Source organism: Bacillus sp. SJS, from assembly GCF_000732485.2.
GTDB classification, from domain to species: domain Bacteria; phylum Bacillota; class Bacilli; order Bacillales; family Bacillaceae; genus Metabacillus_B; species Metabacillus_B sediminis.
Genome location: NZ_JAQV02000031.1, coordinates 494960 through 513094, shown reverse-complemented (window position 1 = coordinate 513094; position 18135 = coordinate 494960). Strand labels below are relative to the sequence as shown.

Here is an 18135-nt window from a genome sequence, read left to right as displayed (position 1 = left end):
AACCCGCCAATAATGGCGGTTTCTTTGCTTAAATCCACTTAGCAAACCACGCAACATACCATGCCGCGGGCAAGAACAGCGCCTGTGCAGCTACCGTTCCGATAAGCTTCGAGCTGACCATGGTCAAGGAATAGCTTTTCAAGTAAATATAGCCTTCCTGCTTTTTGGAGACACGGTCTGCAAGAACGGAAGCTTTAGGATCAATAAAAAGAGTGAGCAGGATGGTTGCCACACCGTTGATAATTCCTGAAGACATAAGGGCAGCCTGTGAATATTTTTCAGGAACCAGCTCCGAAGCATAAATAGAAGATAGCACTCCAACTGTGAATACTGCTGAAATGAGTATGTTTATGACAAAAATCCGTTTGGGAATCGTTTTGAATGTTATGCCGTTTAAATGAGACCATTTAGGTAAATGAAAACAGCTGATCATTTTCCTGAAACCGTTCCGATTGAAATTTTTTGTTAATAGTGAAACGACAGAACCTCTTTCTCTGGATAACTGGATAATCGCTCTTGAAAAGAGGGCAATAAATGTTGGAAACAAAAGAATGCCCAAAAGAACTCCTATCGTCGTAACGGCAATTAAAATTCTGTATTGTTCTTCAATAATGACCATTTTGTTTTCAAGCTTTGCAGCATCTGAAATAAGCTTTGCTGTCATAGGCTGCTGAATCATGACAGAGAAACGGGAGACGAGAACCATTGTACTGAATAAGGAAAGGGCAGTCGCAATCAATTTAACCCGGGCGCCTGAAATCCTTGCAGAATACGCAAGTGTTTCAACAGTTGTTATAATCAGCAGGAAAACAGAAATGAATATAACTCTCTCTGTAATGAGATGCATGAGTAAGTCTCCTAACTATGTAATCTACATGCATTATATAGGAAAAAGAAGATATTGGAAATCAAATAAATATCTCGAATTCAAAATAAATCATTGACTCTAGATTCGGAATGTATTATCTTTAAATCAAGATATTTTATTTCAAAGTAAATAGGAGGAATCATTATGGATATTGCACTGCTTATTTTACGTCTTGTTATCGGATTAACATTTATGGCTTATGGAAGCCAGAAACTTTTTGGGTGGTTCGGAGGATATGGACTAAATGGAACAGCTCAATGGATGGAGTCGCTTGGAATGAAGCCGGGGAAAGTTGCTGCGGTAGGAGCGGGAGCATCTGAACTATTAGGGGGCCTGCTGCTTGTACTTGGATTATGGACTGGAATTGGAGCAGCACTGATTATCCTAACTATGGTCGTTGCAATAGCAACGGTTCATGGAAAAAATGGATATTGGAATGGGAAGGGCGGATTTGAATACAATCTGCTGATTATTGCTGCTGCATTAGTACTTGCATTGGCTGGTCCTGGATCTATTTCTTTATAATGCACCATGGAATAGCTCATACGGGAAAGTAAACATATAAAAAACACCTGCAGCATCATTAATAGCTGCAGGAGGGAGTGCTCTGATCATAAGAGCACTCCTTTTTTTCTTGAATTGCAGCGGTCAGACAAATAGTACTCAGAGGACAAATTCCAGTTCCGAACGGCTTCAGGAACGGGTAGATAACAGGTGCCAACGGACAAATAAAATGCATCGGACAAATTCCAGCTTCGATCGGCCAAAAAAGGTTCAGAAACGGCTAAATAAGCAAGCTGAACGGCTAGATAGCGGGTGACAAGGGACAAATAAAATGCATCGGACAATTCCAGTTCCGACCGGCCAAAAAAAGTTCAGGAACGGCTAAATAAGCAAGCGGAACGGCTAGATAACGGGTGACAACGGACAAATAAAATGCATCGGACAAAATCCAGTTCCAACCGGCCAAAAAAGGTTCAGGAACGGCTAAATAAGCAAACGGAACGGCTAGATAACAGGTGCCAACGGACAAATAAAATGCATCGGACAAAATCCAGTTCCGACCGGCCAAAAAAAGTTCAGGAACGGCTAAATAAGCAAGCGGAACGGCTAAAAACCTGCCATCTTGGCGCCCACACCTCCAGACAAAATTCACAGTCAAGCAAAACAAAGTATTTCGGAAATTAATATATTTAAATGGTAAAATAATCCTGTATGATATAGGGGAAGGGGAGATCACGATGCTTTTTCATTACCATTACTGGACACCTTATTTAGAAGAGACAGAAAAGTTTTACACAGAACTCGGGTTCACAGTTCATCAGAGGATCGGCAGACTGGACGGGTCATTTCAATCCTTTAATCCGCCGCTGGCATGGAAAGACTTCCGGGATAACCTGCCGATGTTCCGGATTATCGAAATGAAAATGGGGAAAATCAACGTTACGGTTGGATATGGGAAAAAGGTGATATTTGATCACATTGGTTTCTTCGTTTCAAAAGAGGAACATGGAATAGTGTGCGAAAAGGCAAGGAATCTTGGGTGGAAGGTAGAGGAAGATGAAAGGAGAACCTTTATTTCTACTCCATATGGTTTTCGCATTGAGCTTCAAATCCATCCTGATGTCCTGGCTGCTGGCGATGCAGCTATAGAAAAAATGATTCTTAGTATACGTAAGGAAGGCTTGGAAAAAGATTTGCATCGTTTATTCAATAGGGATGTTCGGGTTTTCTCTGTATTGGATGAAGAAATAAACGTGCAGCAGGTCGTAATAAATGGAATAGTTCCCGTGAAGGATCCGAATGGTGTATCCATATGCAGCATATAAAAGGAAAACGTCATATGCTCCGGGCACTGCTGCTGGCATCCATTTTCCTTCTTTTAGCCGGGTGCCAGATTACACATTCAAAAGAAGTTGTAAATAAAGTACCGAAATCTCCGGAATCTACAATGGCTGTAAAGAATTTGGCCACTGGCAATGAGGAACTGGTCCGATATACAGCTTCCGAACACGCCATAAGCAGCAATATAAACAATATCGATATTTCAATTGAAGCCCTTTATAACAGCAACAATAAGAAATATACATACATTATGAAAATGAGAGATACAGGTCCGATTGAGAATCAGGGGAAAAACGGGCCATATCGATATAAAATTTTACGGATTACAGCAGGGGTAGAGGCAGATAATAGTACAGGCCAATATAAAATCTATGCCTCATCCCCTCTATATAAAGATGGAGCAGAATACAAGCTTGAAGGATCTTATGTATTGTTTACAGATAAACAAAAGTTTCTCGAGGAACAATTTCTTATTGAGGCATTTTTTACAAATGATGAACCTATTGATGACCGTGAACCTGGTACTCTTACACTAAGAGGTTATTTTGAGAGCGGAGAATCAATCCTGTACGATTAACTAAGATCATCTAACGAATATATGAGGATTGGAATAAACCTTCCCTCCATGTAAAACCTGCAGAAAAAATTCCAGTCATAAGCTAACTAAAAGACCATTCTAATCCGGTCTTTTTTTATGCCCTCCATTAGGAACTTCCAGGTACCTATCGTACATTAAAGTGCGTACTTCCCCTATGAACTGAAATAACCCATAATGACTAACAGTTACCTCATACTGCTTGGAACGAAGCCTATAGGAACTTCTAAGTACCTACAGCACTTCAAAGTGCGTACTTCTATTAAATAACAGTATGGGTCATAATAACTTCAGAAGGTCACAGGAATGCAGGGCCCGCATTTCTGAAGCCGCAATTATTTATGTGTATTTATATGAAAAGGAGGAGTTCGAATGAGCTCAACTGCAATCAATCAAAAGGAGAAAAAAGGCGGGTCACTCGCCCTTCTTGCTTTGGCCATTAGTGCCTTTGGAATTGGAACAACTGAATTTGTGCCAGTCGGTTTGCTTTCATCTTTAGCTGATGATTTAAATATATCGATTACACTTGCTGGACTATTAATTTCCGGTTATGCCATGGGAGTTGCAATCGGAGCTCCTGTGTTAACTGCTCTTACTAATAAGATGAGCAGAAAAACGCTGCTTATGCTGCTCATGGTTGTCTTTATTGTAGGAAACTCAGTTGCAGCATTGTCCGAAAGCTTCACCCTGCTTTTAATTGCCCGTTTTATTACAGCCTTCTCACATGGGGTATTTTTCTCCATTGGTTCTACAATCGCTGCGGACTTGGTACCTGAGAACAAACGTGCCAGCGCGATTGCCTTTATGTTTACAGGATTAACAGTAGCAACTGTAACAGGAGTGCCTCTTGGTACATTCATCGGCCAGGCTTTCGGCTGGAGAGCAACATTCTGGGCAGTGGCGGCATTAGGAGTTATCGCCATCATTGCAAGTGCAATTTTAGTGCCTGGCAACTTGAAAAAAGCACCTGAATCAAAAATCAGCGATAACTTTAAAATTCTTGGAAACGGTCCGCTTATGCTTTCCTTTGCCATCACTGCATTAGGGTACGGCGGAACATTTGTAGCGTTCACTTATTTAGCTCCAATTCTTGAAGATATTACAGGATTTGCTGCCGGCTCAGTCAGCGTTCTGCTGCTTGTTTATGGAGTAGCTGTTGCTATTGGTAATGCAGTAGGAGGGAAAGTAGCGAATAATAATCCGCTAAAAGCTTTGTTCTGGATGTTTTTGGTACAAGCCATCGTATTAGTCGCGCTCACCTTTACCGCTCCATTTAAAGTACCAGGTTTAATTACCATTTTCTTAATGGGATTGCTTGCTTTTATGAATGTGCCGGGGCTGCAGGTATTTGTGGTTCAGCTGGCTGAACGCCATGTTCCTTCTGCAGTAAACGTTGCTTCTGCTCTTAATATAGCAGCATTTAACGTAGGTATTGCAATTGGTGCATTCGTTGGAGGTTTGATTGTGGACTCTATTGGATTGATTCACACACCTTGGATCGGCGGCGTGATGGTATTTGGTGCTGTTCTTCTAACCGCCTGGAGTTCTGCGATTGAGAAAAAACACACACGTTCTGCTTAAAGGGGGAATGCTCGGATGACACTGTTTAATGGACACCGTTCTTACAATCGGATGTATAAAGAGGGAGAGCTGACTCTAGGTCTGCATATCCCGCTTGAAAATTACCGCTTTGAAGCACCGACCATGGAAAAACAGGTGGAGCTTTCACAAAAGGCAGAAGAGTACGGTTTTACCAGTCTTTGGTTCAGAGATGTTCTGCTGCAGGATCCTCAATTTGGCGATCCTGCCACAGGGCAGATTTATGACATGATGATTTATTTAACCTACCTGGCAAGTAAAACGAAAGAAATTGCTCTAGGAACTTCCGCTGCCGTTCTTTCGTTGAGGCATCCGTTAAGGATTGCTAAAGAAGCGGCCACATTAGAAGCGCTTTTTCCAGAAAGACTGATTCTGGGGGTTTCTTCTGGAGACCGGCGCGCCGATTTTCAGGCATTGGGTGTAACTCATGCCACCAGAGGAGAGCGCTTTGCTGAAGCCTTCCATTATATGAATAATGTCTTATATAATGAATTTCCGGAACTTTCCGGATCCCTGGGATCAATCAATGGAGCTAATCTGGTTCCGAAACCGGATAAAAGGATTCCAACCATGATTACAGGCTACAGCCAGCAGGATATGGAGTGGTTTGCGAAGTATGGTGATGGATGGATGTATTATCCGCGCACCCCGCATTTGCAGGAAGAATCGATCAAGCAGTGGAGGGAGCTTTCAGCCAAATTCCATCCTGGTGTGTTTAAACCGTTCAGCCAGCCTATGCATCTTGATCTAGCTGAAGATCCAAACGAGATGCCAGTCCAGATTAGGCTTGGATTCAGAGCTGGCCGGAACACCTTAATCGAACTGCTTGAGGTATACAGAGAAATCGGGGTTAATCACCTATTCTTTGCATTATTTGACGGAGAACGCCCGGCAGATGAAGTGATCCAGGAGCTGGGAGAAGAAGTATTGCCTCATTTTCCTGCGCATGCTGTGCCAGGAATTGAATCTTTCTCTCGATCAAAATAATAATAAAGATAAATCGGCTTTTCGGCAAAACCAGTTAGAATCCGGGTGCAGCAATTACCGGATTCTCTTTTTTTCCCATATTTAAGTATGATGCTTGCTTTTTAACAACTTTTGATTGGTGCAGCATTCGTAAGCTGCAATCAACTTCCAAGTTTAACAGAGCTTGCTATTCAAAAGCCTGCTCAGTTTACTTCCTCACCCTTTTTGCTTACAGTTAAAAGGAATCTTACATATAAAGGGGAGAAAACTATGTTTTTGCCGTCTTTCAGCCTTGAAGGAAAAACAGCGATTGTAACTGGAGCAGGAAAAGGAATTGGACGTGCCATTGCCATTGGGTTTGCAGAAGCTGGTGCCGATGTGGGACTTATCGCAAGGACTCAGCAGGATTTAGATGAAGTGAAAAATGTGATTGAGAAGGACTTTGGCAGAAAAGCCTATGCTATTAAAGCGGATGTAACCGTTAGGGAAGACATCGTTTCTGCCTTCAAATCAATTCAGGAAAAGGCCGGTAAGCTGGATATTCTCGTCAACAATGCAGGAATGAATATTCGGACACCTGCAGCAGAGGTTACGGATGCGGAATGGGATCAGATTGTTAATACGAATTTGAAATCTGCTTTTATGGCTTCTCAGGAAGCTGCAAAGATGATGATAGAAAGCGGAGGAAGAATTATTAACATTGCATCAGTAGCGGGGCATACCGCTCTTCCTACAGGAGTGGTATATGGAGCAACGAAAGCAGCTCTTATCCAAATGACCAAAATTCTTGCTTATGAATGGGGTAAACATAACATTCATGTAAATGCTTTGGGTCCATGGTATTTTGAAACACCGCTGACAGAAAAACTTCTGCAGGATGAAAAATACGTTCAAAAGCTTCTGTCAGTTACACCGCTAAACCGGATTGGTCAGCTGCCGGAACTCGTCGGACCTGCTGTTTTTCTTGCATCTGAGGCGGGAAATTATGTGACAGGACAAACGTTATTTATAGATGGCGGAATGACAATTCATGGTTTCTAATATAGGTTTCAGAGATTGCTTAGGAGGGAATAACGACCTATAATCTGCCAGTCCAGGAGGGATTAAGGTGCCAGAATTCTATGCAAACGAGATTCATTTTACAATTATCCAAGATCATTATATTCCTCAGCAGCTGCATCCCTATCAGCTGCAGGCTCTGAAACATGATTACCGTGCCATGCTGGAGGAAAACAAACATGATCCCATTAAATTAGAAGCCGCTCAAAAGGCTTTCAAAAGAGTTTTAAATAGTATAGGGTATCATATGGAAATAAAAAACAGCCCCTCTGCTCAAATGTAACGGAAATAGTCCTCTTAACAGGGGGCTTTTTTAATTTACCTGACTCTAGTCTGCGATTTTCGCCGAACGGAGCATGAACGAAATCTGCCCTCTGTGCCTTTATGAGATAAACATACTAAAATTAACATAAAAGGAATGTTTTAGAAACACTGGGTGAGGGTATGTGAGATATGTTCACCCAGAAAAAACATCCTGTACATAAGACCATATACCTGAGAGGAGCCTGTATCATGTTTTGTACGAAATGCGGAACGAAGCTTAGAGCAGAAGACAAATTCTGCGTGAGATGCGGCAATGCTATTATCAGAGAAGAGCAACCTTATGAACCTGCTTACAACGAGCATGCGGCCGCTGTCCAGGATATGCAGGATCGTGCAGAAGCTGTTCCTATGGGGACTATAAAAATCCCGAAAATCAGCATGGAAAATCAGACTATACGAAACAACGTTAAGGAGCAGAATTCAAACATCGAAGACCATGTTGACCAAGGGCCCATCCGAGCCCAATTTAACGAATCTGCAGTCCGCCCTAATGCGGTCCATAAAAGCAATTCAGCTCCTTTTGATCCTAATCAGGAAGTGAGCCATGAATCGCCGGAATTGGCGTATGCCGGGCTTTTTACGGAGACTAAGTCAAATTCCCATATGGACTCTTCTGGAAATGTACAAAGCACGCAGCCCGCTGAAATTATGGTGAATGACTCCAGGAATATAGTGGGAGAAGATAAGGTCAGGAATAAAACCCTTCAAATTAAAAAAACTGGAACAGAATCCACGCGATTTACATCGCACTCTGCTGTACAAGAAACTGTTAATGAGTCCCATCTCTATGTCCCGGGAAATGACTTCACCGGTACTGGCGCTGTTCAGCAGGCGCATGGACGCCCGGAGCTAAGCAAAAATGCAGGTTCACATCCTCTTGATCCGCAGGAGGCTGAGCTTTTGAGGGTGTTTGCTGGTCCTAACAGTGAGTACTACCTGTCCAGCTGGAAAAAACAATATAGTATGAACTGGGCAGCTTTTTTCCTCACGATTTTTTGGATGGGCTATCGAAAGCTGTTTGCTCCTATGGTGATTTCAGCTGGTTCTTTTATTCTGGCAGGGTTGGCAATCGCGGCTTCAGGGATGGCCTGGCTTGCAATTATAGCGGTGCCGTTATGTATGCTGATGATCGGTTTTTTTGCGAACCGTATTTATCTCAGTCATGCGAAAGAAACAATGGACAGAGTTCTGTCTTCTCAAGGTTCTTGGGAGGAAAAACGTCAGCTGCTTCTCTCAAAAGGGGGAACAAATTGGATCGGTGTATTAATCGCCGCGGGGATCATAATCGCGTATTTGCTTATATCCATTCTCATTTTTTCCATTTTTTAAAGCACCGGCGCTTGCCGGTTTTCTTTGATTTCAGGCATATTTACGTCTTGGTGCCGTTGTTTTATAATGGAAGAATCACCTGGGCGCATGCTTCCAGGTATTTTAAAGAGTATCGTTTGTTGAGAGAGGTAGAGAATGAAAAAAAAGAAATGGTCTTTATGGCTGATTGCAGGGCTGCTGTTAACAGGGTTTATTTATTTTATTTTTTTGAACGTGAAAATACAGCAGTATGCTCAAGCCAAACCGCCTGCAAATGCAGATTATTTAATTGTGCTTGGGGCTAAGGTAAATGGAAGTGTCCCATCTCTAGCTTTAAAATACCGAATTGAAGCAGCAGCTCAATATTTGAGAGAAAATCGAAAAACTATGGCTATTGTCTCGGGAGGGATGGGACCGGGAGAGAACCGCACAGAAGCGGATGCTATGAAAGAAGGTTTGCTGAATCTTGGGATTGATTCAGCGCGAATTATGATGGAGGATCAATCAACAAGTACCAATGAAAATATCCGGAATTCAAAATTTCTCCTTCCAAAGAATGCGAAAGCAGGAATCATTGTTACAAATGATTTTCATCTGTACCGTTCGATTATGATTGCAAAAGACCATGGACTCGAAGTTTCAGGACTGGCTGCTAAAACTCCTTCAGTAATAATATTGAAGTCTTACATAAGAGAATATCTTGCCTTATCAAACTTTTTTATTCAGAGAAATATTCAGCAGCCGAAATAATTTATTAAGCATATAGACGCAGGGAAATTCCTGGGTCTCTTTTTTTTTATTTTTTTGTGACGATTTACCCTGCTATTCAACATTTTTTCCAATATATGTTTCGAAATGTGTGGAAATGGTTAAAGATTACTGTTACTTATGACTATGATGGTCGTGCTAATTTAACTTTTAATAGGGAGGTCATTTGCTTGTATTGCAGGGAATGCGGGAGAAAATTAAATGGCAGTGAAGATTTTTGTCCAATGTGCGGGACAAAAGTCATAAAAGACCAAGGATTCGTACACAGTGACGATCAGGAGGAGCCTTTACATAAGAAAACGGCTGACGGATATGAAGAGAAAACAGACTATGAAATTGAACAAGTCCAGGATGCTCCAGAATCTATTCACTTGCAAAATAACCAGCAGAATAAAGATTCATTTATCGGGATGGAAAGCCCTTTTCAGGAAGAAAACAAAGCTGAAAAAGATGCAGAAGACTTCCCTGTGACTCCGATTTACGAAAATGATCATCAGCAGGAATCTCCTGTGGCAGATGACAACTTGAATACTCACCATGAGGTACCCAATCCTCATTCAACTGGCAATGTTCCATACCCTGAAGAACCTCAATATGATCCGTACGCTGAGGAAAACAATGATCAAACTACGGAGTTCGCTCCGACTTCAGAGGTTAGCCAAAGTACCTCACAACTAAAAAGGAAAACGACGAAAAAAGAATGGTTATTAACGATCGGAATTCCAGCAGCAAGCCTTCTCCTTTTTACCGGTACAGCACTTGCCGTCCAATCGAGTGAGAAAAACGCCAATCAAAAGGCAGAAGCACTTCATTATGAAGCAGAAGAGTATGCTCTTGATGGCAGCTATGAAAAAGCAATTAATAAATTAACTGAAGCATCAAAAATTAGACCGGACAACTCCGTTATTAAACGCGTTAAGGCAGAGGTAGAGTCTGCATTAAAGGTAGATAATCATTTATTATCCATAGAACAGAAGATTGATAAAAAAGAATTCGGTGAGGCGAAGGATGCACTGAACAGCGTCCGCAATGATATCCAAACGAGAAAAAGTCCAATTTTTGCTCCACTTGAGACGAAAACATCTGACCAGGAAACAGAGTTAGTGGTTGAAATGGTTAAAACAGAATCCGCAGAGATGGATACAGTGGATGAAATCGGGGAGCAGCTAAAAAAAATTATCAGTTTGAAGACAGCGGCAGCAGAGGAGGTAAAAGGCCAGCTTATAAAGAAGATTGTTTCAATATCTCAGAAGACTTCAGAGGAATACATGAGCAAGAAGAATTTTGATGCAGCTATCGGGGCCCTGAGGTCCGGCCTTAAATACACGAATTATGAGAATGCAGAGCTCACAAGCAGGCTTAGTGAGATTGAAGATGAAAAATTAAGCTATTCAGGTTCTCTTCCTGTATTTTTGGAAAGGCACTGGTCTGTCATTAATTCTAAAGCGATGCGTTCAAAAAAACCGCCCCTTAAGATTGAAAAAGTGACTTTTGAAGAAGACCAATTCACTTATGTTGTAACAGGAAAACTTAAGAGCATGACGAGATCTACTTTAAATAATCCAACCCTTTATTTAAAAGTTTACGACAAAAAAGGAAAGTTCCTATTCAACGAAGATGTTTCGTCAAAGGAAGTGTCCATAAAAAGCGGCAAGGAAGCAGAATTTTTCTTTTTCCTGGATAAGGAATATGGAAAGGAAGTAAAAATTGTAATTGATCAGGTAGTTTACAGAAAATAGAGGAGCGGGTGAAAAAAATTGAAAAAGTGGATTTGGAGCGGTATTGCAACGGTTCTTATTTGGGCAGCTGGTGTTACAGGGATTTTTTTAGTACAGAACAACATTCCTAAGGAGCTAAAGCTTTCCTCGCAAATTATTGAGCTTGATAGTGCAAAGGCTGCAAGCACCAACAGCGAGGATGCTGTGAAAAAGATCATTGAAGATTCCCAAAAGCATGTTGTCACAATTCAGCTTGATGATGGGTCTCTTGGCTCTGGATTTCAGTACAATGAAAAAGGAGATGTTATCACCAATGCCCACGTTGTAGCCGATGAGAATGAGGTAGTGGTTTTAACAAAGGATTCACGTGAGATGAAAGGGCAAGTCATAGGAGTAAATCCTACGAGAGATATCGCACTTGTCCGAGTAAAGGATTTGGAGGGGAATGATCCGCTTCCAGTTGAACGCAAGAAGAAATCAGCTATAGGAGATGAAGTGCTGGCATTGGGAAGCCCGCTTGGCCTTCAAAACACAGTTACAGACGGGATTATCAGCGGTGTGGACAGAGAAGTGAATATTGAGCAAACCTACTACAAGGATGCTTATCAAATTTCTGCTCCGATTGCCCCGGGTAACAGCGGAGGTCCTCTCGTAGATAAGAAAACAGGGAAGGCAATTGGTATAAATTCTGCAGCGACAGATCAGGGAACAATCGGCTTCAGCATCCCGATTATAGCTGTGCTGGATGAAATAGATTCCTGGGCAGGTCAAGCTGAATGATAGGAAGCAGGCAGCCGGTACAAAAGGCTGTCTGTTTCATTAAAGGACTATTCTAATCATCCGGAGCAGCCCTGCTGTCCAACTTGCAGCAAAAGCATGGTTGGGGCAAAGAAGCAAGGAACTCCATTGAACGCCCTATGCCGCGAATATCATTCCCATCTTTAGATGATGAATACGTACTGTTTGCAGTAAGCTTTCATAACTCTGTCACCTGTTTTGTAAAGCTATTCATTGTGGCGGTGTTTTGATAAGGGTATAATGGCTAATATTAAGGTGCCGAAGGAGTTTTGTAATGGGTTCGGGAAATTTATTGTTTATGATTTTAGTTGCTGGTTTGGCCATCGTATTAGCGGCCATTTTCGTTATGATGGGAGTCGTGATCGTTAAGTCGGTTAAAAACGCTAAAAAGAAATCTGCTGAAGAACAAACAAATGATCAGGATGACCGCCTTTAAGCGCTGTGCAGGAAGGAAGTATTTTTATATGATATAGGTTTTGGCTGATTTCCGCTGCAGGATGTTCCCTTTTCGCGGCGCCAGCGCCTGCGGGTGCCTGCTGCACCGGCTGGAGTCTAACACCTTCCGATTCAATCAGCCTAACTCATACTTCTTCCAAATATGTAAAAAAAAGACCCTCGGAATGCTCGCTGCGTTCCGGGGGTTTCTATCATGTTCTCTCAGCACGACGTTTTAGACAATCCCTTTTCTTACTAGCTATTATCCTCATTGAAATAATTTGCATGACAAGTTGCCATTCCCCATAAAATGTTACAAAATAGGACTAACCGAATAGAAAGAAAAATTGGCCGCGAGGAGATTAGTGTGGAGACTATATTACATTTTCAGGATGATTCATCAAAAAAATTTTGGAAAATCAATGTTACCGGAACCGCATATATCGTTACTTTTGGTAAAGCGGGTACAACCGGAACGGTTCGTTCCAAAAAGTTTGAAAGTGCACGTGAATGCCGCCAGGAGGCTGAACGGCTGATTCAATCAAAACTCAAAAAGGGGTACAGGCCAGGCAGGTCATCGCTGCAGATGATAAAAAAAAGCGGGATGACAGAGGCTGTATTCTGGTCAATATTCGAGCAGGCTAAAACAAAGGGAGATGAGCAGGAGGAACAGCTGGAATGGCTTGTAGATCATTTAGCAAAAAAGCCGGTTCAGGACATTATTAAATTTGATGAAATCTTCTCCCGTTATTTTGTGCGATCCTACACCTCACACCTATGGGCAGCAGCTTTTATTATAATGGGCGGCTGTTCTGATGATAGCTTTGATTATTTTCGAGCATGGCTTCTTTATCAGGGTAAAGAGGTATATGAAGCAGCTATTCGTGATCCTGAGAGCTTGATTCCTTCTCTAAAAAAGCTGGAAGAAAATGACGAGATTCCGCAATTCGAGGATTTAACGTACATTGGAGCCCTCGCATTCGAAGAAAAGACAGGGCAGGATGATAACAGCTTTTATGAGTTATATGATCAAATTGTGCTTGAATCAGTAGTAGAGCCCAATATTGTGCTTGACTGGGATGAGGATGATGAAGAAGGTTTAATGCTCCGTTTCCCTAAGTTATGGGAACGTTATGGGGAAAATCCTCTTGAATGCTGAAAAAGAAAAATGATTCCTGAAACCGGGGATCATTTTTCTTTTTGCGGTCATCAAAGAACACGCCGGGCACATCCATATTTGTTCACGATTAACTGGATTGATATAGTAAGTCAAGAAAAGTAAGGGAATGGAAAAGAAGAGACCATTGCAGGAAGGGGGAAGGGAGAAAATGATTTTTGAAAAAAATATAGATCATCCTCAGCTGAAATTGCTGTTTAAAGCATTGGATTCTTCTCAAACAGGAATTATTATCACCGACCCATCTAAAAAAGAAAATCCCATCGTCTATATGTCCAGGGGATTTACGGAAGTAACGGGCTATACGGAAGAAGAGGTTCTTGGAAAAAACTGCAGGTTCCTCCAAGGGGAAAAAACAGATCAAAAAGAAGTAGATAAAATCAGAGAGGCTGTCCAGGAAAAGAAGTCTGTTTCTGTAACATTGCTAAACTACCGCAAAGATGGAACTCTTTTTTTAAATCAGCTGAATATTGACCCATTCTATATAGAAGAAGAAAATCGCTATTATTTTATTGGCGTCCAAAAAGATGTCACAATGGAAAAACATTATCAATCTTTAATGGAACAGGCGAAAATGGAGGCGGATAAAAGATCAACCCCCATTATTTCCATTGAAGATCAGATTTCTGTTCTTCCGCTGATTGGCTCATTTCCAAGTGAGAGGCTTACCATCTTAATGAGAAATATTATGGAGCATAAAGATAAAACGAGGGATAAATATTTAATCCTTGATGTTTCAGGACTTTCCGTTTTCGACCGTGCGCTTTCGAACTATATTGTAAACTTAAATGGATGGCTTAAGCTTCTGGGTACAGAGCTCTTGATTACAGGTATATACCCCCGTATGGCCATTACAGTTCTTGAGGACTGTGAGGAACTGAACGCGGTTAAAGTGTTTCCAGCTGTAAAGCACGCTTTGGAATATATAAAAAAAGAAAACAGCCAAAGCTCTGATTTGTTATTCAAAAACCGTATTTAATTAAATTCTATAAAAACCCGGTACCTGGCATAACAGGTCCGGGTTTTCTTATGCTAATTATGCAGTCCGCTCTTCATCGGCAGCGTTATTCACATCGCTGGAACGCGTCACGATACTCACACCAAGCATGAAAAGTAAGTTAAATAATAAAGCAGCAATTCCTACATTTAAATCTTTAACTGCCTGTGGAAGTACTGGAAATAAGCCTCCTATAGTCGTTCCCGCAAGAGTTGTATAAGCGACGATGAATACTCCTGCAATGATTCCTGCCATTGCTCCCTGCTTTGTAGCAAATCTGCTGCGGAACAGACTGAACAGTAAAGCAGGGAATAACTGAGTGACTAGGCTGTATCCCATTAAAAGAAGCGTGACAATTGTATTACCGCCGTTAAAGGTGAAAAAAGCGGCAATTAAAGCTATGACCGGAACGAGATATTTTGCGAGCTTAGCCACCTGCTGATCGGTAGCAGAAGGAACAGCAGCTTTGTACACATTTTTTGCAAATAAAGTTGCGGCTGCCATCAGCATCATCGAGCCTGGCACGAGGGCAGTCAGGAGGCCTGCTGCACCAATCAAGCCAATCATCCAGGGATCAAATGTTTGAATGGAAAGTCTGAATAGAGAAAGGTCGCTATCTGCACCTTCTAAGCCTGGTACTTTCAATATCGCCGCAAATCCGACAAATAGCACGAAAATCAATACAACCGAATATAGGGGCATAAGAAAGGCGTTTTTCTTGAAAACTTTTGCATTTTGAGCCGTGTAGGCCGATGCGAAAGTATGAGGCCACATGTAATATCCAAATACCGTCAGAACGATTGTTGAGATAAACCAGCTGATGCTCATGCCTGAATCAGGAAGAGTAAGGAATCCTGGTTTTGCCGCTTCAATGGATTCAAACATCGGCTGAAACCCTCCGTAATAATGAATGGGCAAGTAAATCCCAAGAAAAACGACCATGACGAGAATTAATAGATCCTTCACGACGGCAGTCCAGGCTGAGCCATGAATACCTGACAGCATAACATAGACCGTTACGGTAATTAAGCCAATCCAAACGGAGATGACGGGAGAAATAGCTCCGTAGGAAGCTTCTGATACGATAATTCCAAGACCCTTCAGCTGCAGAACCAGGTATGGAATGAGCGCAGCTATTCCTACCAGGGAGACAAGAACACCGAGCATCGGGCTCTTATATTTACTGACGAAAAAGTCCGATTGAGACATCAGATTTTTCTCCTTGGCGTATGTCCAGATTGGTGGAAGGAGCCAATAGGATAAAACATAGGCAAGCGTGCCATAGACAAGAATATAGAGGGCAGGTCCGCCTTTGCCATATGCCCAGCCGCTGCCGCCGAGGAACGTGAACGTTGTATAAATCTCACCAGCCATCAGCAAGAATACGAACATCGTTCCAAATCCCCGGCCGCCGACCGTCCACTGCTCCAAATCCATATCTTTGCCGCGTTTTGCTCTGAGTCCAAGAAAGAGGGAGAAAAGCAAAAAGGCACCTACAATCAGCAGTGATACAACCATTACAACTCCTCCTTGTTTGCAGGGTCAAATCGGTAGATGACAGCCATAATAACGGATGTCAGTGCCACCCATAAAATAATCCAGAAAAATAAAAAAGGAAGGCCTAATACGTATGGTTCCACACGGTTGGCAAATGAGAGACCGCCAAAAAATCCTATGACAGGGAGAAATGCCAGCAAATAAAGGGGTCTCATTCTTTGTCCCCCTTACCGGAAAGCATAACCTTGGCTGCTTCAGCAAACATGCTTACACCGATTTCCAACGCATCCTCATCGATGGTGAATTTCGAATGATGGTGGGGATAGGTGATTCCTTTTACTCGGTTCCCTGCCCCTGTAAAGAAAAAGCATCCGGGCGCTTTTTGCTGATAAGCAGAAAAATCCTCACCGACCATGCTGGGCTTCATGATTTCAACAGCCTCTTGACCGTATAGGTGTTCAGCCGCTGCATGAAGAAGTTTTGTTGTGTGTTCTTCATTAATGACAGGGCGATAGCCGAACGAATAATCAAATTCATAAGAAGCCTGATGCGCATCCGTAAGCCCTTTAACAATCCTCTCAATTTGCCCGGGAATTCGGTTTCGCAATTCTTCATTGAAACTCCGAACGGTTCCTCCAAATTCAACAAACCCGGGGATCACATTGTCCGCCGATCCTCCCGAAATTTGCGTGACTGAAAGGACAAGCTGTTCGGAAGCATCCGTTACCCTCGAAACGATCTGCTGCAGGCTGGAAATGATTTGGGCAGATACCGCGATGCTGTCCACTGTTTCATGAGGCACTCCCGCATGTCCTCCATTTCCAATTACCCGTACCTTAAATGTGTCAGGAGCAGCCATCATCGGACCATAAACAATTCCGATTTTTCCTGTTTCAAGGGGGGACCATAAATGGGTCCCAATCACGAAATCAACATCATCCATGACTCCTGCTTTTACCAGTTCCTCTGCACCTCCGGGAGGATGTTCTTCCGCATGCTGAAAGATGAACCGTACCTCTCCATTCAGCTTTTCCTTATGCTCAGATAATATTTTTGCTGCTCCTAAAAGCATTGCGGTATGTCCATCGTGTCCGCAGGCATGCATAACTCCCGGGTTTTGGGAGGCGAACTCAAAATCATTTTCTTCCTCTATCGGAAGTGCATCGATATCCGCTCTGATTGCTAGAACTTTTCCCGCTTTCCCTTTATTAAGCCTAGCTAAAACAGAAGTTGAAGTTGGCCTGGATAACTCTAAACCATTCATACTCTGCAGTTCGTCATAGATATATTGAGCCGTTTTTGTTTCCTGATAGGAAAGCTCTGGATGCATGTGAAGATGCCTTCTCCAGCTAATCACTTTTTTGCGGTCTTCTGCCTGTATAATCATTCATACATCCTCCATCCCTTTTAGGTATAGTTGCAATTATATTAAAATTGAGAAAATTAAGAAAGTATTTTCTGGTGAAGAAGTAAAAATGGAATGTAAAGGGGGGAGGAAGAAGGATTAGGAAATAGAACTATACAGGAAGGAAAAACTTAGGAGGGGTCAGCTATGAAATTTGTATTTGGATTGCCGAAGTCAAATCAGCATGATCATAAAATATTCATACAGGAAGGCTGGAAACCCCTTAAAGAACCTTCTTCGATTGGAGCTGCTCTAATATCCTCCCTTCCATTTATGGCAGCGGGCACGATCGTTTCCTTTTTCATCATGAATCTGTTTGACCCGTTTTCTTTTAAAGAATTTGGATTTAGCGATAGTGGAATAACAGGTAAGCTATCCGTCTCCTTTTTAGCTGGCATACTATTATTAATGGGGATACATGAGACCTTGCACCTTCTGCTAGTTCCGTATTTTAAAAGATCCTCAAGTACGTATGCAGGTCTGTCCTTTCTAGGCGCATTTATATACTTGGAAAAACAAATTATCCAGAACCAGGCTAATTATCCTCCTTTCCGCACCCTATACCTTGATTTCACTCGCAGTTCCAATTATTGCTGGTAGTAATCGGATGCTAAATACGGAATTGAAAATGCTGATCCTATTAAATACTGCAGGTTCATGTACAGATTTGCTAATGGTTTATCTGCTGCTTCAGATACCTTCAAACACAATGACCAAATGCCGGGTAAATCGAACGTTTTGGAAAAATGACTCTGGGCAATAATGGAACATTGGAT

The 18135-nt window shown here is 42.1% G+C and carries 20 protein-coding genes; 16 read left to right on the top strand and 4 right to left on the bottom strand.

Annotated elements, in window-relative coordinates; translation table 11 throughout:
• Positions 1-28: 28 nt before the first annotated feature.
• On the bottom strand, positions 29-847 hold the full coding sequence (locus AS29_RS20100) for a lipid II flippase Amj family protein (protein WP_035413248.1): 819 nt from the start codon (positions 845-847) through the stop codon (positions 29-31).
• A gap of 162 nt (positions 848-1009) precedes the next feature.
• On the opposite strand from AS29_RS20100, the gene AS29_RS20095 reads away from it, so the two are divergent.
• The 14 genes from AS29_RS20095 to AS29_RS20035 all read left to right on the top strand — a co-directional run bounded on the left by AS29_RS20095 (position 1010) and on the right by AS29_RS20035 (position 14439).
• Positions 1010-1393 carry a DoxX family protein gene (locus AS29_RS20095; RefSeq protein WP_035413244.1) on the top strand — a complete coding sequence of 128 codons (384 nt, stop codon included), beginning with the start codon at positions 1010-1012 and terminating at the stop codon, positions 1391-1393.
• A gap of 716 nt (positions 1394-2109) precedes the next feature.
• A complete protein-coding gene (locus tag AS29_RS20090; RefSeq protein ID WP_035413240.1) occupies positions 2110-2697 on the top strand; it encodes a VOC family protein in 588 nt (195 codons plus the stop codon).
• Positions 2685-3290: a hypothetical protein gene (locus tag AS29_RS20085; protein WP_035413237.1), complete on the top strand. Its 606-nt coding sequence runs from the start codon at positions 2685-2687 to the stop codon at positions 3288-3290. Before AS29_RS20090 ends, AS29_RS20085 begins: the two co-directional genes overlap by 13 nt.
• 390 nt (positions 3291-3680) lie before the next feature.
• Entirely contained in the window at positions 3681-4889 is a 1209-nt protein-coding gene (locus AS29_RS20080) for an MFS transporter (protein ID WP_035413232.1), read from the top strand.
• Between the two features lie 15 nt (positions 4890-4904).
• The gene (locus AS29_RS20075; protein WP_051860868.1) at positions 4905-5894 is read left to right on the top strand and encodes an LLM class oxidoreductase; all 990 of its coding nucleotides are present in this window, start codon (positions 4905-4907) and stop codon (positions 5892-5894) included.
• Between the two features lie 249 nt (positions 5895-6143).
• Positions 6144-6914, top strand: a complete 771-nt coding sequence (locus AS29_RS20070; RefSeq protein WP_035413229.1) for an SDR family NAD(P)-dependent oxidoreductase — start codon at positions 6144-6146, stop codon at positions 6912-6914.
• A gap of 67 nt (positions 6915-6981) precedes the next feature.
• Complete coding sequence (locus AS29_RS20065; protein ID WP_035413225.1) at positions 6982-7215, top strand: hypothetical protein; 234 nt, start codon at positions 6982-6984, stop codon at positions 7213-7215.
• A 230-nt stretch (positions 7216-7445) separates the two neighbouring features.
• Entirely contained in the window at positions 7446-8585 is a 1140-nt protein-coding gene (locus tag AS29_RS20060) for a DUF2628 domain-containing protein (protein WP_035413224.1), read from the top strand.
• A 135-nt stretch (positions 8586-8720) separates the two neighbouring features.
• Entirely contained in the window at positions 8721-9314 is a 594-nt protein-coding gene (locus AS29_RS20055; protein WP_035413221.1) for a YdcF family protein, read from the top strand.
• 188 nt (positions 9315-9502) lie between these two features.
• The gene (locus AS29_RS20050) at positions 9503-11071 is read left to right on the top strand and encodes a zinc ribbon domain-containing protein (protein WP_051860867.1); all 1569 of its coding nucleotides are present in this window, start codon (positions 9503-9505) and stop codon (positions 11069-11071) included.
• A gap of 18 nt (positions 11072-11089) precedes the next feature.
• Complete coding sequence (locus tag AS29_RS20045; RefSeq protein ID WP_051860866.1) at positions 11090-11830, top strand: S1C family serine protease; 741 nt, start codon at positions 11090-11092, stop codon at positions 11828-11830.
• A 292-nt stretch (positions 11831-12122) separates the two neighbouring features.
• Positions 12123-12284: a hypothetical protein gene (locus AS29_RS21485; RefSeq protein WP_156505998.1), complete on the top strand. Its 162-nt coding sequence runs from the start codon at positions 12123-12125 to the stop codon at positions 12282-12284.
• Between the two features lie 366 nt (positions 12285-12650).
• Positions 12651-13442: a DUF4240 domain-containing protein gene (locus AS29_RS20040; RefSeq protein WP_035413216.1), complete on the top strand. Its 792-nt coding sequence runs from the start codon at positions 12651-12653 to the stop codon at positions 13440-13442.
• Positions 13443-13611: 169 nt separating this feature from the next.
• Entirely contained in the window at positions 13612-14439 is an 828-nt protein-coding gene (locus tag AS29_RS20035) for a PAS domain-containing protein (protein ID WP_051860865.1), read from the top strand.
• A 57-nt stretch (positions 14440-14496) separates the two neighbouring features.
• On the opposite strand, the gene AS29_RS20030 is transcribed toward AS29_RS20035, so the two are convergent.
• From AS29_RS20030 to AS29_RS20020, 3 genes are read right to left on the bottom strand one after another with little or no spacing between them, the layout of a single operon-like run.
• Positions 14497-15975 (bottom strand): sodium:solute symporter family protein, encoded by a 1479-nt coding sequence (locus AS29_RS20030; RefSeq protein WP_035413213.1) that lies wholly within the window; start codon positions 15973-15975, stop codon positions 14497-14499.
• Positions 15975-16169: a DUF3311 domain-containing protein gene (locus tag AS29_RS20025; RefSeq protein WP_035413210.1), complete on the bottom strand. Its 195-nt coding sequence runs from the start codon at positions 16167-16169 to the stop codon at positions 15975-15977. The genes AS29_RS20030 and AS29_RS20025 overlap by 1 nt, the downstream gene beginning before the upstream one ends.
• Complete coding sequence (locus AS29_RS20020) at positions 16166-17341, bottom strand: M20 family metallopeptidase (RefSeq protein ID WP_156505997.1); 1176 nt, start codon at positions 17339-17341, stop codon at positions 16166-16168. Before AS29_RS20020 ends, AS29_RS20025 begins: the two co-directional genes overlap by 4 nt.
• A gap of 165 nt (positions 17342-17506) precedes the next feature.
• Between AS29_RS20020 and AS29_RS20015 the strand changes: the two genes are divergently transcribed.
• Positions 17507-17959 carry a hypothetical protein gene (locus tag AS29_RS20015; RefSeq protein ID WP_035413206.1) on the top strand — a complete coding sequence of 151 codons (453 nt, stop codon included), beginning with the start codon at positions 17507-17509 and terminating at the stop codon, positions 17957-17959.
• Positions 17925-18122, top strand: coding sequence for a hypothetical protein (locus AS29_RS22115; protein WP_442854547.1), 198 nt, complete (start codon positions 17925-17927; stop codon positions 18120-18122). Before AS29_RS20015 ends, AS29_RS22115 begins: the two co-directional genes overlap by 35 nt.
• Positions 18123-18135: the final 13 nt, after the last annotated feature.